Genomic DNA, 18396 nt, shown 5'->3' with positions numbered 1-18396 from the left:
GCGCAACGGGCCTACGTTGGAGTCCATGTGCCGGAACATCACCGAGTTGCGCGGGTTGCAGCCGCCGGCGACCCCCGTGGAGATCGAGGCGGCGGCCCGCCAGTATGTGCGCAAGGTCAGCGGGATCGCCCGCACCTCCGACGCCAACGCCGAGGCGTTCGAGGTGGCCGTCGCGGAGGTCACCGCGATCACGGCCCGGCTGCTCGAAGACCTGCCGCCGCGCCGTCAGCCGCCCAAGACGCAGCCGCCGCTGCGCCGTCCCGAGGTCCGGGCACGCATCGCCGCCCGCGGCTCATGACCGCCGCACTCAAGGAGTGGAGCGCGGCGGTGCACGCGCTGCTCGACGGCCGCCAGCGGATCCTGCTGCGCAAGGGCGGCATTCACGAGAAGCGCTTCGACGTGGCGGCCGAGGAGTTCCTGTTGTTTCCGACCGTCGCGCACAGTCATGCCGAGCGGATGCGCCCCGAACACCGCGACCTGTTGGCGCCGTCGGCCGCCGACAGCACCGAAACCGAGATCGTGGTGCGCGCCGCCGCCAAGGTCGACGCGGCGATCGAGGTGCAGCGGCCCGACCAACTCGGCGACATCGAGGATCTGCACATCTGGACCGCCGAGTCGGTGCGCACCGACCGGCTGGACTTCCGTCCGAAGCATCGGCTGACGGTGCTGGTGGTCACCACCTGGGCCCTGATCGAACCGCTGCGGCTGCCGCGGCTGTCCGACTACGCGGGTTGCAAGAGCTGGGTGGACCTCGCCCTGGCCGAGGACGACGTGAAACTGGCCGAGCCCGTTCATGATTCGATCTCCGGTGCCGAGATCGCCGAGCGGGTGCGCAGCTCAGTCGGTTGACGGTCGGGCGGCACCGACCGGCAGCAGCAGCCGCGAACGACCGCGGTGCCCGATGGTGTGGGTGGCCGGGCGCATCGCGGTGCCCCGGGCGGGGTGCTCACCCGTGCCCAGATTGCGCGCATACCGTGGGTGCGAGCCGCCGGCCACCAGCACGCGGATCCGGGAACCGGCCGCGAAGCGGTGGGCGATCTCGTCGAGTTCCAGCCGCACCGGAGCGTCCCCCGGGCAGCAGACCAGCCGCCGATAGCCGTCGCTGAGGTTGCGGGAGCGGCCCTTCGCGTCGACCTCGCTGACCCGGACGAAGACGTCGACGTACGGATTGTCGGAGGCGTGGTCGAGTTCGAGCACCGGCGCGCCGTACACGTGGACCTCGGTCGCCAGCGGGTCGCTGTCGACGGCCAGCACATCGGCGCGCGCGGCCAGCGAGTCGTCGCGGCGGCGCCCACCGGCCGCCGACAGCAACCGGCCGCCGACGGTGGGGGTGGGATGGCGCGGATCGAAGGTGAACGACGACGACGCCACCGCCGATTCGGGCGCGGGCGTGCGCGTCAGCCGCCCCGATTCCAGGTACCACGTCTGTGCGGTGGTCACCGGCGGCCATTCGGCCAGCTCGTGCCATCGACCCCCGCCGGTGACCGCGACCCGGACCCGGCTCCGGGGCGGCGTGGGCAGGCCGGCCAGGTGCCGGTCCAGCCACCCCAGCGACTCGCGCAGCACCGCCGGTGCGGCCTTGCCCGTCATGTGGCTATGCGTCCAGGGCCCGATGGTCATGGCGACGTCGACGTCGCGGGCGCGTAGCCGCCGGTACTGCTCGAGGGTCTGCTCCAGGAAGAGGTCCTGCCAGCCGCCGATCAACAGGATCGGCACCCGGGTCCGATCCAGCGCGTCCTGGAATCGGTACCGGTCCCAGAACGGATCCTCGACGGCGGGGTGCTCGACCCACGATTCCCACCACGGGGCGCCTGCGCCGAGCAGTTGGCGCCCCGTCTCGGCCAGCGGGACCTGGTCGAGCGCCTTCGCCACCACCCGGCCGGCCCGCGCCTGTCGCAGCGCGGTTCGCAGCACGCCGGGATCCTCCTGGTGGCTGACCATGTTGCTCCAGCCCAAGAAGTCGTTGCCCGAGAACGAGCCGGTGCCCCAGCTGCTGGCGGCGAAGTCGTGCACGCCGACCACGACGACCGCCGCCGCCATGTCCGGCGGCGGATCCTGCAGCAACGCCCACTGCGTGGCTCCCAGATACGACAACCCGACCGTGCCGAACGATCCGGTGTACCAGGGTTGGTAACGCAGCCAGGCCGCGGTGTCGGCGCCGTCGGCGACCTCGTTGACGGTCGGATCGAAGTGCCCGCCGGAACCGAACGTGCCACGCACGCTCTGCAGCACCACGTGATAGCCGCGGGTGGCGTAGACGGAGGCGTACAGCGCCGAGAACGGCCAGCGCCGACCGTAGGGTCCGCGCACCAGCAGGGTGCCCGCCGGCCGGTCGGTCTCGGGGATGTAGTGGTCGGCGATCAACTGCACGCCGTCGCGCATGGGGACCGGTACCCGGCGCTCGACGCGGAAGTCGGTACGCGGCGGCGGGACCCGCAGCGCCCTGCTGAGCGCCTTTTTCACGCCGCGGGAGACGACCGGGTTGCTCAAAACTTGTAGTGCGGGGTCAGCTGGTGGGCCCGCATCAGGTTCTCCTGCATGCAGTCCGGGCGGCTGGGTGAGTAGATCGGCGAGTAGAACAGCGACTGCTGGATGACGCCGTAGCTGGTCCGGAACGTGATCATGCAGGTGATCCACCAGCGGTCGTTCCAGTCGGTGGGCTTCATCACCCAGAACTGGGCCGCGCGGTGCCCGTTGACGTCCAATTCGACGGCATCGGCGGGCAGTGACTTCTCGTAGGTCCGCCAGACGATGGCCTCCACCGCCATCTGATACTGGCCCGCGTCGTACTTGCAGCGCAGCGAGTTCTCCTGCTCGGGCGGGCCGAATCCCAGCCCCAGCCCGTTGACGACGTCCAACGGGATGTCGGTGCACGGGTTGAACGGCTCGGGGTCGGTGTAGTTGATCACGCTGCTGCCGCTCGTCGACGTCATCGGCGTGTCGGTGGATCGCAGCGCGACGTCGGTGGGGCCCGGGACCAGCGGCGCGGCGGTCTGCAGCGTGACCACGATCGCGGTGAGCACCGCCCCCAATACCGCGAACAACCGCATTCTGGCGACCATCACCACCCCACTCTCGTTGCGCAACCGACCTTGCGGGGAGTGTACAAGGAACAAACGAGAACCTGTTCTAGTTCGTCACTACGGGCCGCGCACCGCGGTCGAGACAGATGACTAGGGTGGATTGTCGTGACACACGAGACTGCGGGCAGATCGCGCCCGACCCTGTGGGCGGTCAGCGATCTGCACACCGGTCACACCGGCAACAAGCCGGTCACCGAGTCGCTGTACCCGTCCTCGCCGGATGACTGGCTGATCGTCGCCGGCGACGTCGCGGAACGCACCGATGAGATCCGCTGGTCGCTGGATCTGCTGCGCAGACGCTTCGCCAAGGTGATCTGGGTGCCGGGCAACCACGAACTGTGGACCACCGGCAAGGATCCGGTGCAGGTGTTCGGCCGCGCCCGCTACGACTATCTGGTCAACATGTGCGACGAGATGGGCGTCGTGACCCCCGAGCATCCGTATCCGGTGTGGACCGAGGAGGGCGGCCCGGCGACCATCGTGCCGATGTTCCTGCTCTATGACTACTCGTTCCTGCCGGCCGGAGCCACCACCAAGGCCGAGGGGCTCGCGATCGCGCGGGAACAGAATGTGGTGGCCACCGACGAGTTCCTGCTCTCCAGCGAGCCCTACGCGACCAAGGACGCCTGGTGCCGCGACCGGCTCACGCAGACCCGCAAGCGTCTCGAGGACCTCGACTGGATGACGCCGACGGTGCTGGTCAACCATTTCCCGTTGGTCCGCGAACCCTGCGATGTGCTGTTCTATCCCGAATTCTCGCTGTGGTGCGGGACCACCGAGACCGCCGACTGGCACACCCGGTACAACGCGATCTGCTCGGTTTACGGTCACCTGCACATTCCGCGCACCACCTGGTACGACGGTGTGCGCTTCGAGGAGGTGTCGGTGGGTTATCCGCGCGAATGGCGGCGCCGCAAACCCTATCGCTGGCTGCGGCAAGTCCTGCCGGACCCGCAGTACGCTCCCGGTTACCTCAACGAGTTCGGCGGGCATTTCATGATCACCCCGGAGATGCGGGCGACCTCGGAGAAGTTCCGAGATCGGTTGCGCAGCAGGCGATCATGACCAAGCGCATCGCGGCGATCGTGCCGGAGTCGGTGGCCTCGGCCGAGGTGTTCCACGACCCGCCCGGGCTGGTTCCGCTGCCGGAGGAGGAGGCGCTGATCGCCTCGTCGGTGGCCAAGCGACGCAACGAGTTCATCACCGTGCGGCACTGCGCGCGCCTGGCGTTGAGCGATCTCGGGTTGGGGCCCGCCCCGATCCTCAAGGGCAGCAAGGGCGAACCGCAATGGCCCGACGGTGTGGTCGGCAGCCTCACGCACTGCGAGGGGTACCGCGGCGCGGTGGTGGGATCGGCCGCGGTGGTGCGGTCGGTCGGCATCGACGCCGAACCCCACGATGTGCTGCCCGCGGGCGTGCTCCCGGCGATCAGCCTCGACATCGAGCGTGCCCAACTGGCGGCCCTGCCCGACGGCCTGCACTGGGATCGGATCCTGTTCTGCGCCAAGGAGGCCACCTACAAGGCCTGGTTTCCGCTGACCCAGCGCTGGTTGGGTTTCGAGGACGCCCACATCACCTTCGAGGTGGACGCGGCCGGCAACGCCGGGACCTTCACCTCCGAGATCCTGATCGATCCGGCCGCGCGGTTCGGGCCGCCGTTGACCCGGTTGCGGGGGCGCTGGTCGGTCACCGATGGGCTGGCGCTGACGGCGATCGTGTTGTGAGCAAGCCGATTCCCGCGCCCGGTTTGGTCGTCGTCGACAAGCCCGGGGGGATGACCAGTCACGATGTCGTCGGACGCTGCCGTCGGCTGTTCGGCACCCGCAAGGTGGGCCACGCCGGCACCCTGGATCCGATGGCCACCGGGGTGCTGGTGATCGGGATCGAACGGGCCACCAAGATCCTGGGTCTGGTGGCAGGGTCGTCCAAGACCTACACCGCCACCATCCGGCTGGGCCAGGTCACCTCGACCGACGACGCCGAGGGCGAACTGCTGCACGAGGCCGCCACGGCCGGGGTCACCGATGCGGCGATCAGCGCGGCGGTGGCCGCGCTGCGCGGCGACATCGAACAGGTGCCGTCGGCGGTCAGCGCGATCAAGGTCGGCGGCAAGCGCGCCTACCAACTCGCCCGCGAGGGGCAGACCGTCGAACTGGCCGCCCGCGCGGTGCGCATCGACGCCTTCGACATCACGGCCGTGCACCGCGGCGCGGACCGCATCGACGTCGAGGTCGTCGTCGATTGCTCGGCGGGCACCTACATCCGTGCGCTGGCCCGCGATATCGGCGTGGCGCTCGGTGTCGGTGGACACCTGACGGCGCTGCGGCGCACCCGGGTCGGCGGGTTCGGTCTGGAACACGCCCGCACCTTGGAACAGCTGGCCGAGGCGCCCGAGCTCAGCTACTCGCTGGACGAGGCGTGCCTGCTGGCGTTTCCCCGCCGCGAACTCGATGCGGGTCAGGCCGAGGACACCGGCCACGGCCGGCCGCTGCCCGCCGCCGGTATCGCCGGCATCTATGCCGCCGTGGCGCCGGACGGCCGGGTGATGGCGCTGCTGGAGGACGGCTCGGGCGGCCGTACCAAATCGGTGGTCGTGGTGCGCCCCGCGACACTGCCGTAAGTCCCGTCGGTGACGACGTAGGTCCCTGATGCGCGGCTGCCGCCAATGGCAGGATGAGGGCTATGACTAGCATTCCCGCGGCCGGATCGATCCTCATCGCAGACATCACCGGGGACTCGGTGGTGCGCATCCCCGCCGACGCCAGTGTTCTCGAGGCGGCCGAAGCGCTCGTCGCCAACGGCGTCGGGGTGGTGGTGATCGGTGACGAGCAGCGGCCGACCGCGCTGATCAGCGAACGTGATGTAGCCCGCGCCGTGGCCGCCGGACGGGATTTCGCCTCGACCCCGGCCGTCGAGATCGCCAGCACGACCTTGTTGTGGTGTGCGGCCGATACCACCGTGGAACAGGCGGCGCTGCGGATGACCGATAAGTACATCCGTCACCTGCTGGTCGAGGACGCCGGGAAGCTGGTGAGCATCGTTTCGGCCCGCGACCTGCTCGGGGTGTATGCCTCAGAGGCTGTCCGCGCCGACTTCGCCTGACCCTCGTGTTCCGCTGGGAACAACCCAGATAGCTTGGGCTGCAGGGCTTCCCAGCTCGATGGCGATGTCGGGGTCGGTGGAGCCGTCGGTGTTTTCGACCGCCACCGAGATCATCCCGGCGAAGTCGCGCCGCGCCACCACCCGAAGCCGGGAATCGAGGTTGATTCCCACGGTGTCGAAGTACCGCAGCATGTCCGAGTCGGCATCGGAGATGCGTGCCACGGTGCCGACGTCGCCGTCGGCGCAATCGGACAGCTGCCGGGCCGGCGGGGTCGGAACCTTGCCGTCGGCGGCCGGGATCGGGTCGCCGTGCGGATCGCGGGTCGGGTAGCCCAGCTTGGCATCCATCCGGTCGAGCATCCGGTCCGACACCGCGTGCTCGAGCACCTCGGCCTCGTCGTGCACCTCGTCCCAGCTGTAGCCCAGCTCGTTGACCAGAAAGGTCTCCAGCAGCCGGTGCCGCCGGACCATCGACAACGCGGCCGAGCGCCCCCGCTCGGTCAGGGTCACCGCGCCGTACTTCTCGTGGTGCACCAGGCCCTGGCCGGCGAGCTTGCGGATGGACTCCGAGGCCGTGCTGGCCGAGACGCCGATGCGATCGGCGAGCAACTTGGTGCTGATCTTCTCCTGCGACCATTCCTGAGCGGTCCAAATGACCTTCAGGTAGTCCTGGGCGACCGTGGTCAGGTCGCCGGCACCACTGTCGAGACCACCAGGAAGACTCACGAGGACGAGTTTAGGCAATGGTCTCCGCGTCCGGGTGTCCCGCGTGCCGCCGGTGGTCGGCGCGGCGCGCCCGGTTCGGCAACCCGGGCGAACCGGCGGACCCTGGCGTCGTAGGCTTGTCGACGTGCAGCGGTGGCGGGGACAAGACGAGATCCCCACGGACTGGGGCCGATGCGTCCTGACCATCGGTGTGTTCGATGGGGTGCATCGCGGACACGCCGAGTTGGTCGCCCGCGCGGTCAAGGCGGCCCGTGCCCGTGGGGTGCCCGCGGTGCTGATGACCTTCGATCCGCACCCCATGGAAGTGGTCTTTCCCGGTAATCACCCCGCGCAGCTGACCACCTTGACCCGGCGCGCCGAACTGGTCGAGGAACTCGGCATCGACGTCTTTCTCGTCATGCCGTTCACCGCGGACTTCATGAAGCTCACCCCGGACCGCTACGTGCACGAATTGCTGGTGGAACGGCTGCACGTGGTGGAAGTCGTGGTGGGGGAGAACTTCACCTTCGGCCGCAAGGCCGCCGGCGACGTCGAGATGCTGCGCACCGCCGGCGAGCGGTTCGGGTTCTCCGTCCAGGCGATGTCGCTGGTCACCGAGCAGGATCAGAACGACGGCGTGACGTTCTCCTCGACCTACATCCGATCGTGCGTCGACGCCGGCGACATGGCGGCGGCCACCGAGGCACTGGGCCGCCCGCACCGCGTCGAGGGCGTGGTCGTGCGCGGCGACGGTCGCGGCAAGGGGCTGGGTTTCCCGACCGCCAACGTGGCCCCGCCGATGCACTCGGCGATCCCGGCCGACGGCGTCTACGCCGCGTGGTTCACGGTGCTCGGCCAGGGCCCCGTGATGGGCACGGTGATACCGGGTGAGCGGTATCAGGCCGCGGTCTCGGTGGGCACCAACCCGACTTTCTCCGGGCGCACCCGCACCGTCGAGGCGTTCGTCCTGGACACCGCGGCCGACCTGTACGGCCAGCATGTGGCCGTCGACTTCGTCGCGCGGATCCGCGGCCAGGAGAAGTTCGATTCGGTGGACGAACTGGTCAAGACCATGCACGTCGACACCGAGAAGGCCCGCGCGATCCTGGGCGACGCCGGCTGATTCGGGGCCGCAGCCTGGCGAATCGTGGCCGGGCGGGTGGCGCTGTTAGACTCTGCGACGACGTTGACGTGGGCTGCAGTTCGCGGTGGCCGCGTCAGATCCCCGCCGGGGATGTGCAAAGTTCGCGGACTGAAAAGATGGAGTGAATTCGTGGCGCTTACCGCCGAGCAGAAAAAAGAGATCCTGGGCACCTACGGTCTGCACGAGACCGACACCGGATCGCCGGAGGCGCAGGTCGCGTTGCTGACCAAGCGCATCACCGACCTCACCGAGCACCTGAAGCTGCACAAGCACGACCACCACTCGCGGCGCGGACTGCTGCTGCTGGTCGGTCGCCGTCGTCGCCTGCTCAAGTACATCGCCCAGGTCGACGTGGCCCGCTACCGTTCGCTCATCGAGCGGCTGGGTCTGCGGCGCTGACTCATCGCCGCGTCATCCCCGCCGTGGTGATCATCGCGGCGGCCTGGGTGACCGGCTGTGCCGAGGTTCCGCCGGCCAACACGCGAGCCAACGATCTCGACGTGGGGGACTGCCTTCGGGTCGGCGGCGCCATCGACCGCCCCGAGGCCCACGAGGTGGCCTGCGGGAGCGCGGAATCCAACTACAAGGTGATCGCCACGGTCCAAGGCCCCGGCGGTGACCAATGCCCTCGCGACGCGGACTCGTTCTACTCCCAGCGGGGCGGGCTGTCGGACACGGTCAGCACGGTCTGCCTGGACATCGACTGGGTGGTCGGCGGCTGCATGAGCGTGCACCCCGAGCACCACACCGATCCGATCCGGGTGGACTGCGCCGATCGCTCGGTGCCGCATCGCCAGCGCGCCACCCAGATCCTGACCGGCGTCGCCAACGTCGATCAGTGCCTGAGCGGGCAGGGCTACGCCTACGAGGAACGCCTGTTCACCGTGTGCGTGGAGAACCAGCGCTGACGCGCTAACCTGCGCGTTTGTCGGTTTTGACAGCCCCGCGGTGTAGAGTAAGGCTGTTCCGGGTCTGTTCGGCCTGCGGACATCGGTGCGGTTCGCGCAGACCGCGCGCACCGTTCCAGCGCGTCACTGCTCCCCGTAGTGGGAAAGGTCGCCAATGTGGGCGGTCTTCGGTAGTGGCTGCCGGAAGAATTCCGGCAGCTTCGATCGACGGCCGTAGCCGCATCTGGGGACTGGACGCGTGACGACGCGAAAAAGTTTGAATACCAGAGAGGGCATGCGGACATCTATGTCTGTTGCTGAGATTGACGAAGGCGTGTTCGAATCGACCGCCGTCATTGACAACGGGAGCTTCGGCACCCGAACCATCCGTTTCGAGACCGGCCGGCTGGCCCAACAGGCCGCCGGCGCCGTCGTGGCCTACCTCGACGACGAGACCATGCTGCTGAGCGCCACGACCGCCAGCAAGACTCCCAAAGACCATTTCGACTTCTTCCCCTTGACGATCGACGTCGAGGAGCGGATGTATGCCGCCGGCCGCATCCCCGGCTCGTTCTTCCGTCGCGAAGGCCGGCCGTCCACCGATGCGATCCTGACCTGTCGGCTGATCGACCGGCCGCTGCGGCCCACATTCGTCAGCGGTCTGCGCAACGAGATCCAGGTCGTGGTCACCATCCTGAGCCTGGATCCCAAGGATCTGTACGACGTGCTGGCCATCAACGCCGCGTCGGCGTCGACCCAGATCTCCGGCCTGCCGTTCGCCGGCCCGGTCGGCGGCGTCCGGGTCGCACTCATCGACGGCCAGTGGGTCGCGTTCCCCACCGTCGAGCAGCTCGAACGTGCGGTGTTCGACATGGTCGTCGCCGGTCGTAAGACGGCCGACGACGTCGCGATCATGATGGTCGAGGCCGAGGCCACCGACAACGTCATCGACCTGATCGCCGGCGGCGCGTCCGCACCGACCGAGGCCGTCGTGGCCGAGGGCCTCGAGGCCGCCAAGCCGTTCATCGCCGCGCTGTGCCAGGCGCAGCAGGAACTGCACGACGCCGCCGGTAAAGAGACCGCCGACTACCCGCTGTTCCCCGAGTACGGCGAGGACGTCTACTACTCGGTGGCCTCGGTGGCCACCGACGAGCTGTCGGCCGCGCTGGCGATCGCCGGCAAGAACGAGCGCAACGACCGGACCGACGAGATCAAGGTCGAGGTGCTCGAGCGCCTCGCCGAGACCTACACCGGCCGCGAGAAGGAGATCGGCGCCGCCTTCCGTGCGCTGACCAAAAAGCTTGTCCGGCAGCGCATTCTGACCGACCACTTCCGCATCGACGGCCGTGGCGTCACCGACATTCGGGCGCTGTCGGCCGAGGTTGCGATCATCCCGCGGGCGCACGGCAGTGCCCTGTTCGAGCGCGGCGAGACCCAGATCATGGGTGTCACCACCCTCGACATGGTCAAGATGGCCCAGCAGATCGACTCGCTGGGACCGGAAACCTCCAAGCGCTACATGCACCACTACAACTTCCCGCCGTACTCGACCGGTGAGACCGGCCGCGTCGGCTCGCCCAAGCGCCGCGAGATCGGCCACGGCGCACTCGCCGAGCGCGCGTTGATGCCGGTGCTGCCGAGCGTCGAGGAGTTCCCGTACGCCATCCGGCAGGTCTCGGAGGCGCTGAGCTCCAACGGGTCCACCTCCATGGGTTCGGTCTGTGCCTCCACGCTGTCGCTGCTCAATGCCGGTGTGCCGCTGAAGGCGCCGGTGGCCGGCATCGCCATGGGCCTGGTGTCCGATGACGTGGAAATTGAGGGTGGTGGCGTCGAAAGACGCTTCGTCACGCTGACCGACATCCTCGGCGCCGAGGATGCCTTCGGCGACATGGACTTCAAGTGCGCAGGCACCAAGGAGTTCGTCACGGCGCTGCAGCTGGACACCAAGCTCGACGGCATCCCGTCGCAGGTCCTCGCGGGCGCGTTGGCCCAGGCCAAGGACGCGCGGCTGACCATCCTCGAGGTCATGGCCGAGGCCATCGACGAGCCCGACGAGATGAGCCCGTTCGCGCCGCGGATCACCACCATCAAGGTGCCGGTGGACAAGATCGGCGAGGTGATCGGGCCCAAGGGCAAGATGATCAACTCGATCACCGAGGAGACCGGCGCGTCGATCTCCATCGAGGACGACGGCACGGTATTCGTCGGCGCCTCCAACGGTGAGGCCGCGCAGGCCGCGATCGACAAGATCAACGCGATCGCGAACCCGCAGCTGCCCAAGGTCGGCGAGCGGTTCCTCGGCACGGTCGTCAAGACCACCGACTTCGGCGCGTTCGTGTCGCTGCTGCCGGGCCGCGACGGCCTGGTGCACATCTCGAAGTTGGGGCGCGGCAAGCGCATCAACAAGGTCGAGGATGTCGTGAAGGTGGCCGACAAGCTGCGCGTCGAGATCGCCGACATCGACAACCGCGGCAAGATCTCGTTGATCTTGGTCGCTGACGACGACGCCGCGGCAGCGGAGGCACCGGAGGACACTCCGGCGTCTACGGATGTTGCGACCGCCGACGCCTAGAGCCGACGGAGCGGCGCACGACCAGTTGGCCGTGCGCCGCACCGCTCTACCGGGCGGCCTGCGGGTCGTCACCGAGTTCGTGCCGTCGGTACGCTCGGCCTCAGTCGGGGTGTGGGTCGGCATCGGTTCCCGCGACGAGGGTCCCACCGTGGCCGGTGCCGCACATTTCCTCGAACACCTGCTGTTCAAGGCGACCCCCACCCGCACCGCGGTCGGCATGGCCCAGGCCATGGATGCGGTTGGCGGGGAACTGAATGCGTTCACCGCCAAGGAACACACGTGCTATTACGCGCATGTGCTCGACTGCGATCTGGCGTTGGCCGTCGACCTGGTGGCCGACGTCGTCCTCAACGGGCGATGCGCGGCCGAGGATGTCGAGGTCGAACGTGACGTCGTGCTCGAGGAAATCGCGATGCGCGATGACGATCCGGAAGACACCCTCGGCGACGTGTTCTCCTCGGCGATGTTCGGCACCCACCCCGTGGGCCGGCCGGTGATCGGCAGCGTGGAGTCCGTCGAGGCGATGACACGCAACCAGTTGCATTCGTTCCACCTGCGGCGCTACACCCCCGATCGGATGGTGGTCGCGGTGGCCGGCAATGTCGATCACGACGAGGTGGTGGCCCTGGTGCGCGAGCATTTCGGTGCGCGCATCGTCGAGGGCCGCAACGCTGCCGCCCCTCGGGTCGGCAGCGGCCGGGTGAGCGGGCTACCGGCGCTGGAATTGGTGAGCCGGGACGCCGAGCAGACCCATCTGATGCTCGGAGTGCGTGCGCCGGGCCGCAACTGGAAGCATCGCTGGGCGCTGGCGGTGCTCAACAATGCACTGGGCGGCGGACTGAGTTCGCGTCTGTTCCAACAGATTCGGGAGTCACGCGGGCTCGCGTACTCGGTCTACTCGATGGTGGACACCTTCGCCGACACCGGCACCTTGTCGATGTATGCGGGCTGCCTGCCCGAGCGGTTCGACGAGGTGGTCACCGTGGCCCTCGACGTCCTCGAAGACATCGCCACCGACGGCATCACCGAAGAGGAATGCCGGATCGCCAAGGGTTCGCTGCGCGGCGGACTGGTGCTCGGGTTGGAGGACTCGGCCTCGCGGATGCACCGGATCGGCCGCAGCGAGATCAACTACGGCAAGCATCGCAGCCTCGATGAGACGCTGGCGCAGATCGACGCCGTGCGCCTCGATGAGGTCAACGCCGTGGCGCGCCAACTGCTGACCAAACCGTTCGGCGCCGCGGTGCTCGGGCCGTGTTCCTCCACCCGTGCTCTGCCGCACCGACTCAGGGCGAGGGCAGGGACCCGATGACCTTCACCCTGGCCGACCTCGAGGTGCCCCTGGTGGGCGCCCCGATGGCCGGGGGCCCCACCACGCCGGCACTGGCCGCCGCGGTATCCAACGCCGGCGGGCTGGGATTCCTCGCGGCGGGATACCTACCGGCACAGCGGTTGGCGACAGATCTCCACGCGGCACGCTCAGCCAGCACCCAAGCCCTCGGCGTCAATCTCTTTGTGCCGCAAGCCAGTGTGGCCGCGCCCGAGAAACTGCTCCGGTACCGCGGGGAACTGACCGCGCTGGCCGAGCGGTTCGGCGTCGAGGTCGGCCCGCCCCGCTTTGACGACGACGGCTGGTCGGAGAAGCTCGAGGTGATCGCCGACCTGCGCCCGGAGGTGGTGTCTTTCACCTTCGCCCTGCCGCAACAGGCTGTGCTGCAACGGCTTCGCGGCCTGGGCATGTCCACGATGATGACCGTCACCAGCGCCGACGAGGCGGCTGCGGCCGTCGCACAGGGTGTCGACGCGGTGGTGGTGCAGGGACCGGAAGCCGGCGGGCACCGTGCCAACTGGAACCCCACCGGGCGGCCTCCCGAGCAGTCCCTTTCCGCGTTGTTGGCGGCGGTCCGCGGTGTGGTCGACGTGCCGATCATCGCGGCCGGCGGTCTGGGCGGCGCCGGGGGCGTGGCCTCGGTGTTGGCTGCCGGAGCGGCCGCGGCGCAGGTGGGCACCGCACTGCTGCTCGCCGACGAGGCCGGTACCAACCCCGTCCACCGCACGGCGCTGATCTCCGGGGACTTCACCGAAACCGCGATCACCCGGGCGTTCTCGGGCCGCTTCGCCCGCGGCCTGCGCAACGACTTCATGCGCCGGTTCGACGATCTCGCGCCCGCCGGATATCCCGAGGTGCACTACATGACCTCGCCGATCCGGCGCGCGGCCGTCGCGGCCGGCGATCCGGCCGGCACCAATCTGTGGGCGGGGACCAACTTCGCCGCGGCCGCCGCCCGCCCGGCCGCCGACGTGATCGCCGGCCTCACGCCGTAGGGAGTCGATCCCCGGCCGGTGGCGGGCGCCGGGCAGACTGGGGCCGTGCGTGCCACCGACCCCTGCCCCTGCGGCCGCGACGATGCGTTCGGTTCCTGCTGCCTACCGCTGCATGTGGGGGAGCGGCAGGCCGGCACCGCCGAGGACCTGATGCGGGCCCGCTACAGCGCGTATGCCACCGGCGATCTGGATTTCGTCTGGCGGACCTGGCATCCGCGCACCCGGCCCGGTGAGCTCACCGCTGATGATCAGCCGCACTGGACCGGCCTGCAGATCCTCGCCACCGGGGCCGGACAACCCGGCGATGCCCGCGGCGAGGTCGAGTTCATCGCCCACCACCGAGCAGGTGTGTTGCACGAGCGGTCGCGGTTCGCCAGGCGCGCCGGCCGGTGGTGCTATGTCGACGGTGACCTGTTGGACTGAGCGGCGATCACGCCAGCAGGTCGGCCGGGTCGGTGAACGGTAGCTTCAGGTCGGCGGCGACCCGCTCGGACAGCAGCGCGCCGGCATGGGTGGAGAGCCCCCTGGCCAGCGCGGGATCGGCCTGACAGGCCGCCCGCCAGCCCCGGTCGGCCAGCTCGAGTACGTAGGGCATGGTCGCGTTGGTGAGGGCGAAGGTCGAGGAGCGCGGTACCGAGCCGGGCATGTTGGACACACAGTAGAAAACACTCTCGTGCACCATGAACGTCGGATCGTCGTGGGTGGTGGGCCGGGAGTCCTCGAAGCAGCCGCCCTGGTCGATCGAGATGTCGACCAGTACCGAGCCTGACCGCATCTGGGCGACAAGGGAATTGGATACCAGCATCGGCGCATGCGCGCCCGGGGTCAACACCGCGCCGATCACCAGGTCGGCTTCCTTGACCGCGGCCGCCAAATCGGAGGTCCACGAGTAGCGGGTGCGGATCCGCCCGCCGAATTCGGCATCGATGTCCCGCAACCGCTCGAGGTTGATGTCGAAGATCGTGACGTCGGCGCCCATGCCGGCGGCGATCCGGGCGCTGTTGTAACCGGCAGTGCCGCCGCCGATCACGACCACCTCGGCCGGCGCGACGCCCGGTACGCCACCCATCAGCACCCCGCGGCCGTCGTGCGAACGCATCAGGTGATAGGCGCCGACCTGCGCCGACAGCCGCCCGGCGACCTCGCTCATGGGTGCCAGCAGCGGCAGCGAACCGTCCGGCAACTGAACCGTCTCGTAGGCGATCGCGGTGGTGCCGGCGGCCAGCAACGCCTGGGTGCACGGCTTGGACGCGGCCAGATGCAGGTAGGTGAACAGGGTCTGATCCCGGCACAGGTGCCGGTACTCGGCCTCGACGGGTTCCTTGACCTTGAGGATCAGGTCGGCCTCGGTCCACACCCGTTCGGCGGAATCGACGATCTTGCCGCCGACGGCCAAATAGTCCAGATCAGAGATGGCCGAGCCCGCGCCTGCGCCCGCCTGGATGGACACCTCATGACCGCGCCGGGCCAACTCCAGCACCCCAGCCGGGGTGATCGCCACCCGGAACTCGTTGTTCTTGGTCTCCATCGGGACGCCGACTCTCATCTCCCCACCCTAATCTCGCCGGAACGATCAATTGGGTCAGAAGGAGCGTGCGGAGTTCGCCGGCACGTCGATTCGGCCGGGGGATTGTGCACGCGAACAAACTATCGACGGGCCGTCCACATCCTGCAACATCGCCCGGATCGACGCGTCGGGCCTGCTTACCCTCAGCCGACAAGTTTTTCGCAGGGTCCGCTGCTGGACCCCCGAGCCTGGTTAGAGGCGCAGCAATGTATTTGACCCAGGGATTGCATCGAGGTGTTCAACAGACACCCGAGATGGACATGACGATCTGTGGCCGGCGGGTCCGGACCTTCCGGGAGGTCGCCGACCGTGTCGCCCGCTTGGCCGGTGGCTTAACCGATTTGGGCGTACGGACCGGCGACCGGGTGGCGATTCTGGCGCTGAACTCGGACCGCTACCACGAATACTTGCTGGCGGTGCCGTGGGCCGACGCGGTGCTGACCCCGCTGAACACCCGTTGGAGCGAGGCCGAGATCGGTTATGCGCTACGGGATTCCGACGCCAAGGTACTGCTGGTCGACGAGGCGCATGCCGGCATGCTGGCGGCGATCCGGGGCGGCTGTCCGGACCTGACGGCGGTGGTGTATTGCGGAGACGGTACGGCCCCCGAGGCGACGGTGGACTACGAGGACCTGCTCGCGGGCGCGCGCGGCGTGCCGGATGCCAGGCGCGGCGGCGCCGAACTGGCCGGCATCTTCTACACGGGCGGGACCACCGGCGACCCCAAGGGCGTGATGCTCTCGCACGCCGCGATGGTGACGTCGTGGCTCGGCGCCATCGCCTCCGGCCACTTGTTCCGAGCGGGCCACCAGACCCGCTATCTGCATGCCGCGCCGATGTTTCATCTGGCGGACCTGGCGGCCTGGGGCGCCGCCACGCTGCTCGGCGGCACGCACGTGATTGTGCCGCGCTTCGATCCGAGCGCGGTGTTCGCGGCCGTCGAATCCCAGCGCGTCACCGACGTCGCCCTGGTGCCGACGATGATCCAGGCGATCATCGACCACCCCGACCTGTCCGCGCACGACCTGTCCAGCGTGCGCGCGGTCCTCTACGGCGCCGCACCGATTCCGGCGGCGATGCTCGAACGTGCCGCCGCCGCACTGCCGCAGGCATCGTTCACCCAGGCCTACGGGATGACCGAATTGGCGCCCATCGCAACGCTGCTCGGTCCCGAGGACCACGCCGAGCCCCGACTGCTGGGTTCGGCCGGCCGCGCCGCACCCAACTGCGAGGTGCGTGTCGTCGACGAGACCGGCATCGAGGCGCCGCGGGGCACCGTCGGTGAGATCGTGGTGCGCGGCGCCAACGTCATGCTCGGTTACTGGAACAAACCCGCGGAAACCGCCGCTGCGCTGCGCGACGGGTGGATGCACACCGGCGACGGCGGATACATGGATGAGGCCGGCTATGTGTTCGTCGTGGACCGGATGAAGGACATGATCGTGACCGGCGGTGAGAACGTGTACTCGGTCGAGGTGGAGAGCGCGGTGGCCCGCAATCCAGCGGTGGCCCAGTGTGCGGTCATCGGCATTCCCGACGCGCGGTGGGGCGAACGGGTACACGCCGTCGTGGTGCTGCGACCTGGTGCCCACACGTCCGAGGCGGAGGTCCGCCGGCACGCCAAGCAGTTCATCGCCGGCTACAAGGCGCCGACCAGCGTCGACTTCGTGGCGCAGCTGCCTGTCTCGGCGGCCGGCAAGGTGCTCAAACGCGAACTGCGCCAGCCATATTGGGCGAGCAGCAGTCGTCAGGTGTAGTGCGCATCGACGGGCAGCATGTCCTCGCCGAACGTCTTGGTCAGCAGTAACGCCACCTCGAGGTCCAGTCGCCGGCGCTGCAGTGGATGGCCGAGCAGCGCCTCGATGCGCTGTAGCCGGTAAAGCACGGTGTTGCGGTGCATGAACAGCCGTTCGCTGGCCCGCCGGGTGTTGCCGCCCTCCTGCAGGAAGACCCACAATGTCTCCCGCAACTGCTCGGCCGCGGTGGTGCGGACCGCGAGCTCGCCGAGGGTCCGGGCCACGAAACGGCGGGATTCCTCCTCCTCACCGGCGAGCAGCGCGACCGTGGCGACGTCGGCGTGCAGGGTCAGCCGCCGCGGTGACGGCATCCGGGCGGCGACCCGGCGCGCCCGCTGCGCCTGTTCGTGACTGACCCGGAACGCGTCCGCGCCCGCGGTGGTCTGGCCGACCGCGATCAAGACCTCTGACTTCGGGAGCTGCTCGGCGCATTCGGCGAGTCGGTCGGGATCGGGCTCGCCGGCGATCCAGGCCCACATCGCGCAGGTGCCGGCGGGCAGCATCAGCATTTGCGGCACCCCCGCCGCGGCGGCCAGGGCGGTCAGGGTGCGTGCCAGCGCGCCGAGCTGCAAGTCCACCTCGCCGTGCGAGGGCATCCAGGCCACCAGAGCGGTCTGGGGGGCCCGCAGGTCGTGATCGAGCTGGCGGCCGGCGTGCTCAACGGGGATGCGATCACCGCGGAGCAGCCGCTCCACCACGGCGGTGCGACGCGCCGCCGCCCCCAGCACCCATCGGTCGCGCTCGCGCTCGTAATCGGAGACCAACTGGGCGACAACACGATCGAGGTAGATGTTCAGCTCGTCGAAGCTCTGGTGCAACGCCTCGATGAACACGTGCTGTTCGGTGAGTCGCTCGGCGAGCACATCCATCCAGAGCCGGGAGAACAGCGTCTGCCCCACGCGGTAGGACTGGATCAGCGATTCGAGCGGCAATTGCCGCCGCGCGACGGTCGAGGCGAACGCGGTCACTTCCGGCCGGATCGGTACCTGCTCGGCCACCGTCTCGGCCCGGAACACCGAGAGCATCGCCGCCACATTCCCGTACGCGCTGGCCTCGACTTCACGCACCAGATCGTCGTCGTCGAAGAATTCGGGTACCGACCCCGCCAACTGCTCGCTGAGTTGCACCGCGACCTCATCGGCCCGGGCGGCGAGATCATGGGCGCACGCGACGATCGCGTCATCGGCGGTGCCCACACTGACCACCGCTGAGATG

Annotated in this window: 19 protein-coding genes; 14 read left to right on the top strand and 5 right to left on the bottom strand. The window is 68.9% G+C overall.

From position 1 onward, the window contains the following. The first annotated feature begins 25 nt into the window (after window positions 1–25). Together RCP80_RS15685 and RCP80_RS15680 are read left to right on the top strand one after the other, a co-directional pair. Complete coding sequence (locus RCP80_RS15685) at window positions 26–298, top strand: DUF2277 domain-containing protein (protein WP_308478551.1); 273 nt, start codon at window positions 26–28, stop codon at window positions 296–298. Further along, window positions 295–849, top strand: coding sequence for a DUF1802 family protein (locus tag RCP80_RS15680; RefSeq protein ID WP_308478550.1), 555 nt, complete (start codon window positions 295–297; stop codon window positions 847–849). The genes RCP80_RS15685 and RCP80_RS15680 overlap by 4 nt, the downstream gene beginning before the upstream one ends. On the opposite strand, the gene RCP80_RS15675 is transcribed toward RCP80_RS15680, so the two are convergent. Together RCP80_RS15675 and RCP80_RS15670 are read right to left on the bottom strand one after the other, a co-directional pair. Next, on the bottom strand, window positions 838–2490 hold the full coding sequence (locus RCP80_RS15675; protein WP_373693356.1) for a CocE/NonD family hydrolase: 1653 nt from the start codon (window positions 2488–2490) through the stop codon (window positions 838–840). The genes RCP80_RS15680 and RCP80_RS15675 overlap by 12 nt on opposite strands. Then, on the bottom strand, window positions 2487–3062 hold the full coding sequence (locus RCP80_RS15670) for a DUF3558 domain-containing protein (protein ID WP_308482869.1): 576 nt from the start codon (window positions 3060–3062) through the stop codon (window positions 2487–2489). Before RCP80_RS15670 ends, RCP80_RS15675 begins: the two co-directional genes overlap by 4 nt. Window positions 3063–3188: 126 nt before the next feature. Between RCP80_RS15670 and RCP80_RS15665 the strand changes: the two genes are divergently transcribed. From RCP80_RS15665 to RCP80_RS15650, 4 genes are all read left to right on the top strand, one after another. Next, window positions 3189–4148, top strand: a complete 960-nt coding sequence (locus RCP80_RS15665) for an ACP phosphodiesterase PptH (RefSeq protein ID WP_373693355.1) — start codon at window positions 3189–3191, stop codon at window positions 4146–4148. After that, entirely contained in the window at window positions 4145–4807 is a 663-nt protein-coding gene (pptT, locus tag RCP80_RS15660; protein WP_308478548.1) for a 4'-phosphopantetheinyl transferase PptT, read from the top strand. Before RCP80_RS15665 ends, pptT begins: the two co-directional genes overlap by 4 nt. Continuing rightward, window positions 4804–5703, top strand: coding sequence for a tRNA pseudouridine(55) synthase TruB (gene truB, locus RCP80_RS15655; protein ID WP_373693354.1), 900 nt, complete (start codon window positions 4804–4806; stop codon window positions 5701–5703). The genes pptT and truB overlap by 4 nt, the downstream gene beginning before the upstream one ends. A 62-nt stretch (window positions 5704–5765) precedes the next feature. Beyond that, a complete protein-coding gene (locus RCP80_RS15650) occupies window positions 5766–6185 on the top strand; it encodes a CBS domain-containing protein (protein ID WP_308478547.1) in 420 nt (139 codons plus the stop codon). On the opposite strand, the gene mntR is transcribed toward RCP80_RS15650, so the two are convergent. Beyond that, window positions 6156–6911 (bottom strand): manganese-binding transcriptional regulator MntR, encoded by a 756-nt coding sequence (gene mntR / locus RCP80_RS15645; RefSeq protein WP_308478546.1) that lies wholly within the window; start codon window positions 6909–6911, stop codon window positions 6156–6158. The two genes, RCP80_RS15650 and mntR, sit on opposite strands and share 30 nt — an antisense overlap. A 124-nt stretch (window positions 6912–7035) precedes the next feature. Between mntR and RCP80_RS15640 the strand changes: the two genes are divergently transcribed. The 7 genes from RCP80_RS15640 (at window position 7036) to RCP80_RS15610 (ending at window position 14241) form a co-directional block, all read left to right on the top strand. After that, complete coding sequence (locus tag RCP80_RS15640) at window positions 7036–8013, top strand: bifunctional riboflavin kinase/FAD synthetase (protein ID WP_308478545.1); 978 nt, start codon at window positions 7036–7038, stop codon at window positions 8011–8013. A gap of 150 nt (window positions 8014–8163) precedes the next feature. After that, window positions 8164–8433 carry a 30S ribosomal protein S15 gene (gene rpsO / locus RCP80_RS15635; protein WP_308478544.1) on the top strand — a complete coding sequence of 90 codons (270 nt, stop codon included), beginning with the start codon at window positions 8164–8166 and terminating at the stop codon, window positions 8431–8433. Window positions 8434–8447: 14 nt separating this feature from the next. Then, complete coding sequence (gene lppU, locus RCP80_RS15630) at window positions 8448–8942, top strand: LppU family putative lipoprotein (protein ID WP_417852382.1); 495 nt, start codon at window positions 8448–8450, stop codon at window positions 8940–8942. A gap of 286 nt (window positions 8943–9228) precedes the next feature. Continuing rightward, window positions 9229–11493 (top strand): polyribonucleotide nucleotidyltransferase, encoded by a 2265-nt coding sequence (locus tag RCP80_RS15625; protein ID WP_308478542.1) that lies wholly within the window; start codon window positions 9229–9231, stop codon window positions 11491–11493. Next, window positions 11471–12805: a M16 family metallopeptidase gene (locus RCP80_RS15620; protein ID WP_308478541.1), complete on the top strand. Its 1335-nt coding sequence runs from the start codon at window positions 11471–11473 to the stop codon at window positions 12803–12805. The genes RCP80_RS15625 and RCP80_RS15620 overlap by 23 nt, the downstream gene beginning before the upstream one ends. Beyond that, window positions 12802–13818 carry a nitronate monooxygenase gene (locus RCP80_RS15615; RefSeq protein ID WP_308478540.1) on the top strand — a complete coding sequence of 339 codons (1017 nt, stop codon included), beginning with the start codon at window positions 12802–12804 and terminating at the stop codon, window positions 13816–13818. Before RCP80_RS15620 ends, RCP80_RS15615 begins: the two co-directional genes overlap by 4 nt. Before the next feature lie 45 nt (window positions 13819–13863). Then, window positions 13864–14241 carry a YchJ family protein gene (locus tag RCP80_RS15610; RefSeq protein ID WP_308478539.1) on the top strand — a complete coding sequence of 126 codons (378 nt, stop codon included), beginning with the start codon at window positions 13864–13866 and terminating at the stop codon, window positions 14239–14241. A 7-nt stretch (window positions 14242–14248) separates the two neighbouring features. Here RCP80_RS15610 and ald read toward each other — a convergent pair whose 3' ends face one another. Further along, window positions 14249–15364 (bottom strand): alanine dehydrogenase, encoded by a 1116-nt coding sequence (gene ald / locus RCP80_RS15605; RefSeq protein ID WP_308478538.1) that lies wholly within the window; start codon window positions 15362–15364, stop codon window positions 14249–14251. A gap of 227 nt (window positions 15365–15591) precedes the next feature. Here ald and RCP80_RS15600 point away from each other — a divergent pair, with 227 nt between their 5' ends. Then, window positions 15592–17142, top strand: a complete 1551-nt coding sequence (locus tag RCP80_RS15600; RefSeq protein WP_308478537.1) for a long-chain-fatty-acid--CoA ligase — start codon at window positions 15592–15594, stop codon at window positions 17140–17142. Here RCP80_RS15600 and RCP80_RS15595 read toward each other — a convergent pair. Continuing rightward, window positions 17133–18386, bottom strand: a complete 1254-nt coding sequence (locus tag RCP80_RS15595; RefSeq protein ID WP_308478536.1) for a PucR family transcriptional regulator — start codon at window positions 18384–18386, stop codon at window positions 17133–17135. The two genes, RCP80_RS15600 and RCP80_RS15595, sit on opposite strands and share 10 nt — an antisense overlap. Between the last annotated feature and the right edge of the window lie 10 nt (window positions 18387–18396).

This window comes from Mycolicibacterium sp. MU0053 (assembly GCF_963378095.1).
In the GTDB taxonomy this organism is placed as follows: Bacteria; Actinomycetota; Actinomycetes; order Mycobacteriales; family Mycobacteriaceae; genus Mycobacterium; species Mycobacterium burgundiense.
Note: the sequence above shows the minus strand (reverse complement) of the source record. Positions and strands in the feature narration are given on the sequence as shown.